General features: G+C 69.5%; 12 protein-coding genes and 2 pseudogenes. 5 read left to right on the top strand and 9 right to left on the bottom strand.

Going from position 1 to position 12,984, the window contains the following annotated elements; all coding sequences use genetic code 11:
- Positions 1–349 precede the first annotated feature (349 nt).
- A complete protein-coding gene (locus ACLJWH_RS14985; RefSeq protein ID WP_411142164.1) occupies positions 350–1,606 on the bottom strand; it encodes an alpha/beta hydrolase in 1,257 nt (418 codons plus the stop codon).
- Between the two features lie 133 nt (positions 1,607–1,739).
- Here ACLJWH_RS14985 and ACLJWH_RS14980 point away from each other — a divergent pair, with 133 nt between their 5' ends.
- Positions 1,740–2,210: a MarR family winged helix-turn-helix transcriptional regulator gene (locus tag ACLJWH_RS14980; protein ID WP_411142163.1), complete on the top strand. Its 471-nt coding sequence runs from the start codon at positions 1,740–1,742 to the stop codon at positions 2,208–2,210.
- A 594-nt stretch (positions 2,211–2,804) separates the two neighbouring features.
- Here ACLJWH_RS14980 and ACLJWH_RS14975 read toward each other — a convergent pair.
- From ACLJWH_RS14975 to ACLJWH_RS14965, 3 genes and pseudogenes are all read right to left on the bottom strand, one after another.
- The gene (locus tag ACLJWH_RS14975; RefSeq protein ID WP_411142224.1) at positions 2,805–3,146 is read right to left on the bottom strand and encodes an STAS domain-containing protein; all 342 of its coding nucleotides are present in this window, start codon (positions 3,144–3,146) and stop codon (positions 2,805–2,807) included.
- 196 nt (positions 3,147–3,342) lie between these two features.
- Positions 3,343–3,724 (bottom strand): annotated as a pseudogene (locus ACLJWH_RS14970) (ATP-binding protein).
- A gap of 15 nt (positions 3,725–3,739) precedes the next feature.
- Positions 3,740–4,408: an HSP18 transcriptional regulator gene (locus tag ACLJWH_RS14965; protein WP_411142162.1), complete on the bottom strand. Its 669-nt coding sequence runs from the start codon at positions 4,406–4,408 to the stop codon at positions 3,740–3,742.
- A gap of 129 nt (positions 4,409–4,537) precedes the next feature.
- Between ACLJWH_RS14965 and ACLJWH_RS14960 the strand changes: the two genes are divergently transcribed.
- The 4 genes from ACLJWH_RS14960 to ACLJWH_RS14945 all read left to right on the top strand — a co-directional run bounded on the left by ACLJWH_RS14960 (position 4,538) and on the right by ACLJWH_RS14945 (position 7,349).
- Positions 4,538–4,972, top strand: coding sequence for an Hsp20/alpha crystallin family protein (locus ACLJWH_RS14960; RefSeq protein WP_411142161.1), 435 nt, complete (start codon positions 4,538–4,540; stop codon positions 4,970–4,972).
- 110 nt (positions 4,973–5,082) lie between these two features.
- Entirely contained in the window at positions 5,083–5,478 is a 396-nt protein-coding gene (locus ACLJWH_RS14955) for a DUF2267 domain-containing protein (protein WP_411142160.1), read from the top strand.
- Positions 5,479–5,528: 50 nt separating this feature from the next.
- Entirely contained in the window at positions 5,529–5,978 is a 450-nt protein-coding gene (locus ACLJWH_RS14950; RefSeq protein ID WP_411142159.1) for a DUF2267 domain-containing protein, read from the top strand.
- 1,032 nt (positions 5,979–7,010) lie between these two features.
- Entirely contained in the window at positions 7,011–7,349 is a 339-nt protein-coding gene (locus ACLJWH_RS14945) for a MerR family transcriptional regulator (protein WP_411142158.1), read from the top strand.
- A gap of 354 nt (positions 7,350–7,703) precedes the next feature.
- Here the strand turns inward: ACLJWH_RS14945 and ACLJWH_RS14940 are convergent.
- From ACLJWH_RS14940 to ACLJWH_RS14920, 5 genes and pseudogenes are all read right to left on the bottom strand, one after another.
- Positions 7,704–8,372: pseudogene (locus ACLJWH_RS14940) on the bottom strand (ATP-binding protein); the annotation flags it as partial.
- 18 nt (positions 8,373–8,390) lie between these two features.
- Positions 8,391–8,642: a hypothetical protein gene (locus tag ACLJWH_RS14935; RefSeq protein WP_411142157.1), complete on the bottom strand. Its 252-nt coding sequence runs from the start codon at positions 8,640–8,642 to the stop codon at positions 8,391–8,393.
- 195 nt (positions 8,643–8,837) lie between these two features.
- Entirely contained in the window at positions 8,838–9,983 is a 1,146-nt protein-coding gene (locus ACLJWH_RS14930; protein ID WP_411142156.1) for a PucR family transcriptional regulator, read from the bottom strand.
- Positions 9,984–10,360: 377 nt separating this feature from the next.
- Complete coding sequence (locus ACLJWH_RS14925) at positions 10,361–12,013, bottom strand: bifunctional 3-(3-hydroxy-phenyl)propionate/3-hydroxycinnamic acid hydroxylase (protein WP_411142155.1); 1,653 nt, start codon at positions 12,011–12,013, stop codon at positions 10,361–10,363.
- Between the two features lie 17 nt (positions 12,014–12,030).
- Positions 12,031–12,951, bottom strand: a complete 921-nt coding sequence (locus tag ACLJWH_RS14920) for a VOC family protein (protein ID WP_411142154.1) — start codon at positions 12,949–12,951, stop codon at positions 12,031–12,033.
- Between the last annotated feature and the right edge of the window lie 33 nt (positions 12,952–12,984).

The following is a 12,984-nucleotide window of genomic DNA, read 5'->3' as shown; positions in this document are numbered from 1 at the left end:
TGCTGGCTGGTGTCTCAAACGATGTGGTCCGGTGCCGCCGTTCCAGGGACTTGGCGGTGCGGCAACGCCGAGCGGGACATCGCCGGCCCCCGGGCCACTCCGCCCGAATCGGCGTGGCGGGCTGAGTACCAAGGCCACGTGGCGCCCGCGGGTTGCGGATTGCTCCCACCGCCAAGGTGACAGACCTGAGGGCTGTCCCGTCATACCTGGCGGGCGCGCGACGACAGCTACGGCACCTCGCCGCGTTGTCGGAACGTCCACATACAACCAGTATGCGGACGCTCCTCCGCCGTGCGATGCACCGCATCTGACGCCGCGCGCTGATCCACCAGGTATGACGGGACAGCCCTTAGGCGCGGCGGGCCTTGGTGATCTGGGCGGGGACGGTGCTGAGCCACCAAGTCGGGTCGGCTGTGCCGTCGGTGGTGCGGCCGTCGCGGTGGACGTAGTGGCGCACGTCGCGGCCGGGCTCGGCGAGTTCGCCGTTCAGGGCACGCTCGACCCACTCGGCGCCGAAGCGGAAGATCTCGGCCGCGACGCCGCCCAGGGGGTGGAACTCGTTCTCGTAGACGCGCATCTCCTTGGGGGCGCGTACCCGCTCGTAGTTGGCCAGGGCCTGCTCCAACTGGGTGAGCTCGTCGAACTCGCCGATGCCGTACAGGACCGGGCAGGCGATGTCGGCGACCAAGTCGCCCAGGGGCATGCGGGCGACCAGCTCGCGGTCGAAGGTCTCTTCGTCGCTGTAGCCGGACATGAACATGTAGTTGTTCTTGAAGGTCGGCTGGGCCCGCTCGAAGATGGTGGCGAAATCGCCGGTGACGGCCTCGAAGGCGGCCAGGGCCGCGAGGCGGTGGTCGGTGGCGGCGGCGCGCGAGCCCCAGTAGCCGCTCATGCTGATGCCGAACATGCCGATCCGGTCCGCGTCGACCTCGGGCAGCGTGGCCAGGTGGTCGATGTAGCGGCCGATGGCGCGCTCGTAGTTGGTCAGGTCGACGGTGAGGCCACCGGCCCGCGACTCGCCCTGCCCGGGGCCCTCGATCGACAGCGCGACCATCCCGCGCGAGGTGTAGTAGCGCTCGGCGGCGTAGATGTAGTCCTCCTTGATCATGTCCATCCCCGGGCCGAGGATCACCGCAGGCGCGCCTCGGACCTCGCCGGGCGGCAGGTGCAGCAGGGCGTAGATGTGCCGGTCCTCGAAGTCCAGGACCACCCGGCGGACCCGGCCGCCGCGCAGGGCGCCCAGCCGCTCGACGCAGTGGTTGGCGTGCTCACGGAAGGCGAGCTTGCGCGGGTCGGCCGCGTCGAAGACGGAGTACTGGGCGCGGCCCCACATCACCGCGGCCCGCACGTACAGGTCGGCTGCGGTCTGCGAGAAGCCGCCCCGCTCGTGGTGGGCGGCCCGCTCCTCCACCTGCCCGGCCACGGTCGCCCACGCCTTGGGCAGCATCGCCCCGCTGCGGACCAGCTCGAAGACCTTGTCGAAGTCGGTGTGGTCGTGTCCGAGCTGCTCCAGGGTGCCCTTGGCACCGGGGTGCAGCGCGTCGAAGCCGCCCTGGGCGAGTGCGATGTCCAGGGCCCAGGTCTGGCCGGCGGCACGTGTGGTCATGACGGATGTCCTCTCGGGATTCAGCGGCGCAGTCGTTCGCACATCACTAAGTACTTAACTATTAAGTACTTACGGTATTCTGCATGTCAACCGCACGGCATTGCCACGACCGCAGAACCGGAGACTCGCCCCCATGACCCGATCCGCCCAGGCCACCTCGGTCGGCAACCCCCGAGACCAGGCCCTGGACCGGCTCGCCCGCGCCGCCTACAGCCTCAGCGCCGCCGACTCCCGGCTACGCGGACGCGCCACCCGCACCGCGGGCGCGCTCTCCCTCACCCACGCCCGCGCCATGCGCGCTCTCGCCGACCAGGGCCCCCTCAGCGTCACCCAGCTCGCCACCGCCACCGAGACCACCAACGCCGCCACCACCCAGCTCGTCAACGGCCTCGTCAAGGCCGGCTACGTCACCCGCGAACGCTCCGCCGACGACAAACGCACCGCCGTCGTCACCCTCACCCCCACCGGCACGCAGCGCCACCGCGACCGCCAAGCCGCCCTCACCCGGGCCCTGCACACCGCCCTCGGTCACCACGACACCGCCACCCTCGACACTGCCGCCGATGTCCTGCAACACCTGGCCGCCATCTACGACCAGCTCTGACATCCCGCCACAACGAAGCCCGCGACGGTTGTTCCCGGGCCTCGCGCCGGAATACGGCTGCGCGCCCGGGGCACCGCTTCCAGCCGGGCAGACCGCTGAGCGCCCGCCGTCGAGCGGGACCAGGTCCACACCCCGGAGAAGGGCTGACGGGCCATGTCAACTGAGACAACGAGCGGATCGGACCTGGCCAACCGAGACGAGGACCAGATCATCAGAGACGGGACAGCTGATCGAATTTCAGCGCCACACCGAGCTACTGTTCCGTCCCATCCGACCTTCTCGCCACGCACCTCGGTGACAAGGGGATAGGTAAAACACGGTGAGGACGGCAGCTCACGGAATCCCAGGGGGTGTTGTCGCCGGGACCGATACGGGCGCAGTCGTCTCAGCTTCCGTTGTCGGCGGGTTCGTGATGCCGCCGGCCGGAAGGTCAGCTGGGCAGCGTCGCCTGGTGTTCCTTTTTCGGCCTTGGGGCACAGCGGTACAGCGGCTCTCCGGGCTGTTCTCTCAGAAATGCCTCGCGCAACATGCCGGTTTGGAGAGGACTTCTGCGAACGGCAGCCTGCGGAATGGCTGTGGGCGACCGTTCGGAGGTCACCTCCTCGCAGGCCCTCTCGTGCGGCGGGCGCCCAGCTCTCTCAGAACGGCATCGAGATTGCGGGCCTTGGTGATGTCGTCGAGTTCGATGCCGAGTTGGAGCAGGGGCAAGGCGACGGCAGGGCGTATGCCGACCAGGACGGGGCGGGCGCCGAGCAGGTTCGCGACGGACGCGATCACGGAGAGCTGGCGGCCGACGAAGGTGTCGACGGAGTGCAGGGCCGTGACGTGGATGACGACACCGCGGGCGGCCCTCTTGACGATTCGGGGGGACAGGTCGTCCTGGGGGGAGAGCACCGCCGTCTCGTCCAGGTTCGCCGGAACGGTCGCCAGGAGGATGCTTCCGATGCTCAGGACCGCGACGTGCTCACTCGTGTTTTCTCGCTCTCCCCGAGGGCGCCGCGGCGGCCTGTCCGGCCGAACTCGCCGTTCGCCAGGCGAACCGTGGCCGTTTCAAGGACACCTTGCTCCGTACCTGGTTCGATACTCCACGCCCCACCGAGGTGTCCTGGCCGCTATCGGGGCAGCAGGGCCCTTACGGTCTTCGCGCCGGCCGCCGGCCGCCGGCCGCCCGGCGGGTCACGGCGGTGGTGCGGGCGAGGCGTTGACCAGGGGCCAGCCGAAGCCGCCGGTGCCGCCGTTCAGGTCGGGGTGCGCATCTGCGGGGTGCGGTGGCTGTGATCGTGCATGGCTACGTCGATGTCGTCGGGGTGCGCGGTCAGGCCCAGGGTGCAGGTGCCGCCGCCGTGTCGCAGGGCGTTGACGAGCTCGGAGACGACCAGACCCACGGATTGCCCAGCCTCGCGGGTGAGGTTGTCGAGGAAGAGGCGGGCGCGCTCGCGTGCGTCGGCGGGGTGACCCGCTTCCCCGCGCTGGCGAAGTGCCGGTCGACCTGACGGGACCGGGGCTGTCGGCACCGTGCCAGGTGCGGTTTACGTGCCGCGCTGGTCATGGGTGTCCCGGCGGAGCTGTGCGGTGTGCTGTGTGAGGGCATCGATGCGGTCGGCGAGGTCGGCGGCCTCGGGCCGCAGGTGGGCCCGGGTGGCGGTCAGGGGGCGCACGAGGCGGGCGGGGTCGCTGTCGGCGAGGGCCAGGTTCAGCTCGCCGACCGCGTCTTCGGCGCCGGCGGGCAGGTCGGTGAGGGCGGTGATCTGTCCGGCGAGGCGGCGAAGGTCGGCGGCGTTGTCGCGGGCCCAGGCGGTGACGGTGCGGTCGGCGGCACGGGTGTCGCGGGTGGCCTGGACACGCTCTTCGCCGGTGCTCCCGGGGGTTCCGGGGCGCAGGCGCAGGTAGCGGCGTTCGGCGGCCTGGCGGCTGGCGACTCCGAGGGGGCCGGCGAGGTCGGCCCAGCTCGCGCCCTGTCCGCGGGCGGTTTCGATCAGCCCGCTCTCCCAGCCGGCGAGCTGTTCGCGGACCTCGCGCAGCATCAGCAGTGCGGCCAGGGCCGAATGTGGGCCGGCGTCGGCTGCGGGCGGCGCTGCGGTCATCGGCGTTGGGGCGGGGGACTGCTGTGCGTCTTTTACGGACTGGTTGATGGCTTCCAGCGCCGCGGCGGCGGCAGGGAAGGGAACCGGGGTGGTCGGTGGGGTGGCTTCGTTCATGGGGTTCTCTTTCCCTCTGTCATCCTCCAGATGACTTCCTGCTTGTCATCGTTTCGATGACATGTTACAACGGACGCACGTTGAAGCGCATTGGCAGTTTCTGCCTGAACCAACTGGAGGTGTTTTGCGATGTTGATGCGCACCGACCCGTTCCGCGAGATGGACCGGATCGTCCAACAGCTGTCGGGGACGTCGGGCACGTGGTCGAAGCCGTCCGTCATGCCGATGGACGCCTACCGCGAGGGTGACGCATACGTGATCGCCTTCGACCTCCCGGGTGTCAGCACCGAGGCGATCGACATCGACGTCGAGCGGAACATGCTGACCGTGAAGGCGGAGCGCCGCCCGGTCACGAAGGCCGACTCCGTGAAGGTGGAGCTCTCCGAGCGGCCTCTGGGTGTCTTCTCCCGCCAGATTGTCCTGGCCGACACGCTCGACACCGAGCGAATCCAGGCCGACTACGACGCGGGTGTCCTGACCCTGCGCATCCCGATCGCCGAGCGCGCCAAGCCTCGCAAGATCAGCATCGGCGGGGAGTCCGGCCGCCAGCAGATCTCCGGCTGAACCCTCCAGCGTCAGCCGGCAGCGGAGGGCGGGAAGGTCCGATTCCCCCTCCGGCACCCCGCCCTCCGCACCCTCTTTGACCCCTTCACCCCGTTCCCGGAGGTGACGTGATGTCGATGCGCGGGGAGTCGTTCCTGGCCCACATCCAGGAACGCGGCGAGTACGAATCCGTGGAAGAGGCCGATCGCGTTGCCCGTGTCGTCCTGGCCCTGCTGGGCGCACATCTGGTGGGCAGCGTGCGGGCCGAGCTCGCCGCCCGGCTCCCCGAGACGTACGCCCTGATCCTCCTCAACCCGTTGCAGGCGGCGGAACCGCTCTCATCCGAGCGCTTCGTCCGTGCGACCGCGGCCTGGATCGAGGGCGCCACCGCGAAGACAGCGCTGTGGGACATCGGCGCCGTCCTCTCCACGGTCGCCGCCGCTGCGGGCGACGTCCTCACCCGCGAGGTCCTCCTCCAGCTCCCACCTGGCTACGACCTCCTCTTCGGCCACCCCCATCCCACCTGACCACCACCGGCCCAAGGCCGCATCCTTCGCAGAGAAAGGCAACCGCAGCCATGTACGGCCAGCCTCGACGAGCGAACCCGTCCCATCCGGCTCTGACGTTCGACCAGATGCTGGAACGCGTGCGCTACGAAGGCGCCTACCCCACCCGCGAACGGGCCGCGGAAGTCGTCCACAACGTCATGTCCGCCCTCGGCCGCCAGCTCACCGGCGACGAACGCGTCGACCTCGCCCAGTGCCTGCCCATCGAGGCCGCTCTCGCCCTGACCACTCAGATCCCCGACACTGAACCCCTCACCGGCTGGAGCTTCGTCAAGGACCTGGCCGCCCGCACCGGTGCCAGCCCGGCCACCGCCCGCTGGGACACCGGCGCCGTACTCGCCGTCGTCACCCGCCTCGCCGGTCCCGACCTCCTCGCCCGGATCCTGCACCGGCTCCCCAGCGGCTACGCCCTCCTCTTCGGGCAGGCAGAACTGCGTCAGCCCCAGCCCACCGCCGCTTGAGCGAGCCGGCCGCGCGCGGACATACGTGGGGGAGTTCGGAGACGATCAGGACGGCGGTGTCGGCGGTGTCGGCGGTGTCGGGAGCGACGGCCGGCCGGAGAGTCCCGAGGATGTCCGGGGCGGCCTCACGTGCCTCGGCGACGGCGCGCGCGGAACGGGCGGCTGTGGCGTCGATGCTCACCGTGCCCATCCGGGCACTCCCTGGTCCGCCGATGGGGGATCCAGCCTGGCTGTTGCGTCCTGCCTACAGCCAGGCAGGACCGCCAACCCCGATTACCTCATCACGAAGCACTCGAAAATCTATGTCGGCTGGAGTAGACATTGGGTGGTCGCCGTGGTTATGGTTTCTCTCGTAGCCCAGAGAGAATGAAGGGCCTGGCAGAGACGAACTGCCGGGCAGCAGTACAGGTAGTCGCAGTACGCAGGACGGTGCGGTGGCGGAGTTTCGAAGCCAGAGCGGTTGCAGGACGGCGACGGGACTGGCGACCGGACCGGGTGGCCCGCAGTCATCAGGGGCCGCCGACAGCAGTTGACGCAGTGGCAGTACCCAGCAGTGAAGTGAGCAGTACCTCGGTGAAGGCGTCGGCTGCGGGCGCGCGCACCGGGAGGTTCGGCAGTGGGGTTCCAAGCCAGAGCAGACGCACGATGGGCGACGGGGCTGGCTGCCGAAGAGTGGCGCTCGCACAGGTCACCGGTAGTTCGTATCACCGGCAGTACAAGCAGTTCGCGGTATCAGCAGTACGCAGTCCCCCGTTTGGTAAGGCAGTTCAGTCAGAGGGAAAGAACGGAGGAACAGGCGCCATCAGGATCGCCCGGACGGATTGTCGAGTCCGGGTACCGCAGGACATCGATAGTGAGGTGGTCTCCGGTCAAGCAACCGCGATCCCCGCATCCCCGACAGCATCACGGTCGGGTCGGCGGAAACAGAAGGCCGGCGCAGTACCAGGACCGGCAGATGGTGTAGCAGTTCCTTCGGGGCCCGGGTGCCACATGGCATCCGGGCCCCTCCACGCGTTCCACAGAGAGGTGCTAATGACAGCAGGCGATTCGTTCGGACGTCTCGATGACGACGACTACCCCGCCTACACCATGGGCCGGGCCGCGGAGATGCTCGGCACCACCCAGGGCTTCCTGCGCGCGATCGGCGAGGCCCGCCTGATCACCCCGCTGCGCTCCGAGGGCGGACACCGCCGCTACTCCCGCTACCAACTGCGCATCGCCGCCCGTGCCCGCGAGCTCGTCGACCACGGCACGCCCATCGAGGCTGCCTGCCGCATCGTCATCCTCGAAGACCAGCTTGAAGAAGCTCAGCGCATCAACGCCGAATACCGCAAAGCTGCCGGATCCTCGAACCCGACGACCGCGACCTGAGGCCGACACGTCCCGGCGCTGAAGCGCGCGGTGCAGCTGCTACCAGCCCGCGCACCATGTACGCGTCGCGATCCACCGCCCGGTCGGCAGAACGGCGTTGGCATAGACCGCCTTGCGCCAGGCGGCCGGCACCAGCACGTCGTGTCGTCGATCTCGCGCGGCAGCAGCGGCTTGTCCTCCACCCCACCGCTGCGCCAGCGCAGGCAGCCGCTTCACCCCGGGAGCGTGAACGGTAGCCGGTTCGTGGCCGGTTCGCCTTGGCGAGCCGCTTCACATAGGAATCCCATGATTCGCGGTGCAGCGGGGCAACGGTGCGGGGCAGGGCCTGAAGACGGCGCGGCGAGAGAGAAGTGATCACGCTGCGTCCCCGATGTCGTCCTCGGTTTTTCTGGGCGGGCGGGGATGGTCGGACCGGGTGCTGTGGTCGATCGTGATGGTGTGGAGCAGGTGGCGGGTGATCTGTTCGCTGCCTTCGGCAATTGCGCTGATCGCGGCGGCACGGATCAGATGGGACAGGCTGCTGATGCTGCCGCCGGTGCGGGTGTGGAGATACTTTGCCTGGCGGGACAGCATGCCGGGGTCGTGATGGTGCAGCCGCAACGCGTGCTCCATCGTGGCGATCATCGAGCGCCATTCACTGCCGTAAGGGAAGTTCGCGGTGTGCTGCATGACGCAGCGGGCGGCGATCTGCTTGCCGCGGACTCCCGTGAACAGCTCCTCCCGCTCGACGTTGATGCCGACGTAGACGAACGTCGCCGGGATGTGTTCAGCGATTACTTGAGGTGGGTGGTCGGAGATGTCCTTGCCGTTGGACGTGCCCATCTGGATGTTGTGGATCTCGTCGACCAGGAGCAGATCGCAGCGGGCTTCGGTGAGGATCTCGCAGACCGCGTCGGCGATGTCCATCTCATGGTGACGGGACTTGAGGGGCAGCCCGAGGAAGTGCGCGAAGCGGGTGGCCAGCTTGCGTGGGGAGCCGTTGGGCGGGGCGGAGACGTAGACGACCTGGATACGGTCATGGTCGGGATAGCGCCGCCGTACTCACAGTTCGTGGGCCCGGCCGAGCTGCTTGATGGCGGTGGACTTCCCCGTCGCCCAAGGACCGGAGACGATCAGACCACGGCGGGCACTGATCTCCCGGCGGTTCACCAGGGTCAGCAGACGTCCCTGGTGCAGGATCTCCCGGATGGTCGGGGTCTCCACGATGATCAGTTCGGAGTGGTAGTCGACGCGCGTCTCGTCGTACTCGTCTCGCTCCGTCTTGGCCAGCGCCCGCCAGTCCGGCGCAGTCACAGAACCGGAGCTGCGACAGGTTGACCGTGATCCGTTTGTGTGGCGGCGGCGGTGTAGAGGGTCGTGCGGAGGCCCGGGGCGGTGGCGATGTCCAGTTCCCCAGTGACGATCACCTGGCAGATGTCGGGTCCGACCTCTGGGCGCCGCCGGGCTCGCCCGCCGTTCGCGGCGTTTGTTCGGACGGGGCGGGGCCCGTCAGCCGTACAGGGTCTGCGCGATCTCCAGTGCCAGGCGCACTTCCAGCAAGTTGCCGACGTCGATCGGCGTGGGGAGCAGTTCCTCCGCGCGCTTGACTCGGTAGGTGACGGTGTTGCGCGCCACGTGCAGACGGTCGGCCGCCGTCCGCAGGCCGTGTTCCTCGGAGAGGTAGACGCGCAGAGTCTCGCGCAGCTCTTGCATCCGGGCACCGTCGGAGGCCAGCGGGCCGAGGACGTCCTGCACGAACCAGTGCGCGTGTTCTGGCTCGGCGGTGGCCAGGGCCACCAGACGGACGTCCTGGTAGTCGTACAGCCAGTCGTTTCTGGCGTGGAGGGCGATCCGTTCGGCCTGTAGGGCGGCCAGGTGGCTGCGGCGCATGCCCTGCGGGCCGTGTGCGGCCGGGCCGAGGGCCGCGCGTACCCCCGCCGGAGGGTCGAGGGCGTCCCGCAGGCGCTCGGCCGGGCCTGCGGTCTCTTCACCGGGCAGGGCGAGCCACACCCATGCCGTCGTGCCGGTGGCGGGGATGAGCAGCATTTCTGCTGCTCCTGCGGCGCGGGCCATGGCGGCCGCGGTCCGCTGCAGCCGTTCCGGGGCGGGCAGGCCGGGCTCGGTGTGGTCGCACCGCAGCACGGCGGCTGCGTGGGTGCGGCGGATGTCGTAGCGCAGGCGCCGGTTGGCGGCCTGTACATCGACCGGGCGTCCGGCGATCAGGTCGTCGATGAGGGCGCGACGTGCGGCCTCGTCGCTGCCGCGCCAGCGGTCTCGCTCGGCGATGTACTCCTCGGCCATCTGGCTGGCGTGGGCGTCGGCGTAGGCGAACAGCATTTCGTTGACTTCGCGCAGTTCGGCCAGGCGTTGGTCGAAGGGGACGTGTTCCTCGATCGCGGCCGCCAGGTCATGTGCCAGTCGGGCGTGTCCGAGCCGGACGCCTCGCAGGACCCGGTCGAGGGGGACGCCGCGGCGGGCGAACTCGCGGCATCCTTCAAGTGTTTCCTCGGTCGAGGCGGCGACGGGCCGCGGGTGCGGTGTCAGCAGCAGGTGCAAGGTCGCGAGGACGGCGGATTCGGTGGAGCGTCGCAGGGTGGTCATGGGGGCTTGTCCGCCGCCGTGCTCGGGAACCTCGTCGAGGATCTCTGCCGCCATGGCGGCAGCCGTTTGCACCGCCCACCGGACCGGGTCCGCCCCGAGGGTTTCCGCCGCGGCGGCCGCGGCCGCTTGTGGCATGGCAGGGTCAACCGCCCGGTCGGGGGCCGGTCGAAGCTCAAGGAGCCACTCTCGCGTCACAGCCCGCCTCGATATCTTGTGCGGCGCGTGGCCGCGCGGTGCACGCCCGTCACTCGGCAGGGCCATCCGGCCCGATGACCACGTCGACGACGGACGTGACCACCACGGGAGCGCCACCTCTGACACCAAAAATACGTCTGAAGAGCACCGCACGAGCAGGGCATCTGCTCGTGCGGTGCGCGAGGTGACGAATGTCCCGTGGATGACGGGCCCATGGCACGTCGGTTCCCGTCGGCTCAAGGGGCAGAAGCCAGCATGCTGCCCGCGGTGAGTTCGTCGCGGAGCGTGGCCAGCAGGCCGGGCACGGCGTCCATGTCCGGAGCGCCGCCGAAGACATAGAAGTCGGGGCGCACGAGCAGGGCCTGCTGTCCGGTGGCAGCCAGGTGAGCGAGGTACGTGCCGTCGAGGTCGACAACGTCGACCGGGCCGGCGGCGGTGTGGTCGTCGGTGATCCTCAGGAGTCGGATCCCGAGCCGCTCGCACCAGCCGAGGGCGTCGTCGTCGAGAACCTGTCGCGGATTCCGGGTGGCGAGCAGGGTGAATCCGGTGCCGACGGCCTGGTCGAACAGGTCCGTGCGGCCATGGGAACGCACCCGGCCCTGATGGCCGAGCTGTCCGGCCGGCTCCACGGGGGCACCGCCTGCGTCGCAGGCCAGCAGGCCAGCGGTGAGCGTGCCCGGCAGCATGCTCACCAGGTGGTCGCGCCCGGCCTGCTGGTCGGCAAGCATCCCCTTGTCGCGTTCGGCGGCCGAGGTTGGGTCGGTCTCGCAGATGATCCGCCCCAGGTACACCGACGCGTCGATGGCGTGCCGCAGGTGCTGGGAGCGTTCGGTGGTGTAGGTGTCCAGCAGCGACGCGTCGGCGTGGCCGGCGAGGACGAGGTCAAGTTTCCACGTCAGGTTGGTGGCGTCGCGGATGCCGGAACACATGCCCTGACCGGCGAACGGGGGCATCTGATGGGCTGCGTCGCCGGCCAGCAGCAGGCGGCCCTGGCGCCAGCGGTCCGCCCACCGGGCCTGGAAGGTGTAGACGGTGTGGCGCTCAAGGGTGGCGTTGTCGGGGCGGATGTCCCAGGGGGCGAGAAGCTGCCACGCGGTCTCTTCGCGGTTGAGCTCGGCAATCGTCTCGCCGGGCAGTCGCATGAACTCCCAGCGGCGGCGGCCGGGACCGCCCGAGACGGCCGTGGTCGGCCGGGCCGGGTCGCACAGCTGGAGGTTGCGCGGGGACCAGACGCGATCCCGGTCGTGGGGGATGATGTCGATGACCAGCCAGTCGAATTGGAAGCCCAGGTCGGTCATCGAGGTGTTCATGCGGGAGCGGACGAAGCTGTTCGCACCGTCGCAGCCGACGACGTAGGCGGCGCGCAGTGTGCGGTGTTCCCGCACGTCATCGTCACCCGTCGGCCGGCCCCCGGCGTTCTCGGCGATGGTCAGGCGCACGGCGGCCGACTCTTCGGCGAGGTCCACGGCCGCCCAGCCGCGCAGGATCTCGACACCGGGCAGGGCACGGGTGCGATCCTCCAGGGCGGCTTCGAGGCGAGGCTGGGTGAAGATGTTCTCGTACGGCCAGCCGGAGTAGCTGGTGTCCTCGAACGCAAGGCGCAACAGTGTTTCCCCTTTGCCGTTGCGCCACTCGTAGTCCTCGGCCGGCTCGCTGACGGTGCGCAGGGCATCGCCCAGGCCCAGGGAGGCCACGATGCGGGCGATCTCGTGGTCGAGGACCACCGCGCGGGGCAGCGGGTACCGCTCCGGCCAGCGCTCGACGACTGCGACCCGCCAGCCCCGCATACCGAGCTGGACTGCCGTGGTGAGCCCGGTGGGCCCCGCGCCGACGACCAGCACGTCGTACTCGTTCTGCCGGGCGGTGCTCTCCTTGTTGATCGTGTGCATGGCTCTGTCCTTTCTGGTCAGCTCGTGCTGTGAGCACCGGTCATCAGCGCGGCGAGATCGTCGGGGCGGATGAACGACGGCGGTACCGGCGGGCCCCAGCTGTACAGCGCACTCGCGCCCTCCCATACGCCCGGCGTCCACACCTGGTCGTCGAGGATGCAGTCCATGTCGGAGAAGTACTCGGAGAAGTTGCCAGCCGGATCCTTGAGGTACCAGAAGAAGTTCGAGCCCAGGAAGTGGCGTCCCAGCCCCCACACATGCCGCTCAGGGTGTCCCTCGAGCATGCGGGTGGCACCGCGGCCCACCTCGTCCACGTCGTCCACCTGCCACGAGGAGTGGTGAAGGAAGGGCACGGGTGCCCGCTGGACGAGGACGTTGTGGTGGTCGGTGGAGCAGCGCAGGAACGCCGCGCCCGGGACGAGGTCGCTGACCTTGAAGCCGAGACCTTCGGTGAAGAATCGCTGGGACGCCTCCTGGTTCGTCGAGCCGAGGACGACGTGTCCCAGGCGCCGGGGCCGTACCGGCTTCTCGCGCAGCACGCCGGGGGCACGGACGTTGGCGCGCTCGATCCGTCCCGGCGCGTTGTACGGCGCGGCCGCGGGAGCGTCCTGGACGATGCGCGGCCGGACCTCCACGCTGACGGTGACCTCGGTGCCGGGATCCACCGCACGCAGCGCATGCGCGTCGCGGACGCAGGACACCTCCAGCCGCTTCAGGGCGGCTGCGATCCGGTCCAGATCGTCCGGGTCGTCGGCGCCGAGGACCAGCTCCTCAAGGCGACGGCGCGGCGCGTGGACGACCTTCAGTTGCTCGCCGCCGTCGGTGGTGGCGAAACGTTGGCGGCCCAGGTGGGTAAGTCCGAAGTCGGCGTAGTAGGCCGCGGTCGACTCGACGTCGGGTACACCCATGGTGATGTGGGCGAGACGGTGCAGGGCCATGACTGGCTCCTCGATGCTCTCGTGACTCTCGTG

This window comes from Streptomyces sp. x-80, assembly GCF_046549095.1.
GTDB lineage: Bacteria > Actinomycetota > Actinomycetes > Streptomycetales > Streptomycetaceae > Streptomyces > Streptomyces celluloflavus.
The sequence above is the reverse complement of the archived record's forward strand: the minus strand, read 5'-3'. Positions and strand labels throughout refer to the sequence as shown.

Excerpts from the sequence above, each read along its gene's own strand:
- ACLJWH_RS14925 (WP_411142155.1), bottom strand. The coding sequence starts at position 12,013 with ATGCACACGATCAACAAGGAGAGCACCGCCCGGCAGAACGAGTACGAC.
- ACLJWH_RS14965 (WP_411142162.1), bottom strand. The coding sequence starts at position 4,408 with ATGAACGAAGCCACCCCACCGACCACCCCGGTTCCCTTCCCTGCCGCC.
- ACLJWH_RS14950 (WP_411142159.1), top strand. The coding sequence starts at position 5,529 with ATGTACGGCCAGCCTCGACGAGCGAACCCGTCCCATCCGGCTCTGACG.
- ACLJWH_RS14980 (WP_411142163.1), top strand. The coding sequence starts at position 1,740 with ATGACCCGATCCGCCCAGGCCACCTCGGTCGGCAACCCCCGAGACCAG.
- ACLJWH_RS14920 (WP_411142154.1), bottom strand. The coding sequence starts at position 12,951 with ATGGCCCTGCACCGTCTCGCCCACATCACCATGGGTGTACCCGACGTC.
- ACLJWH_RS14985 (WP_411142164.1), bottom strand. The coding sequence starts at position 1,606 with ATGACCACACGTGCCGCCGGCCAGACCTGGGCCCTGGACATCGCACTC.
- ACLJWH_RS14960 (WP_411142161.1), top strand. The coding sequence starts at position 4,538 with ATGTTGATGCGCACCGACCCGTTCCGCGAGATGGACCGGATCGTCCAA.
- ACLJWH_RS14955 (WP_411142160.1), top strand. The coding sequence starts at position 5,083 with ATGTCGATGCGCGGGGAGTCGTTCCTGGCCCACATCCAGGAACGCGGC.
- ACLJWH_RS14945 (WP_411142158.1), top strand. The coding sequence starts at position 7,011 with ATGACAGCAGGCGATTCGTTCGGACGTCTCGATGACGACGACTACCCC.
- ACLJWH_RS14930 (WP_411142156.1), bottom strand. The coding sequence starts at position 9,983 with ATGGCGGCAGAGATCCTCGACGAGGTTCCCGAGCACGGCGGCGGACAA.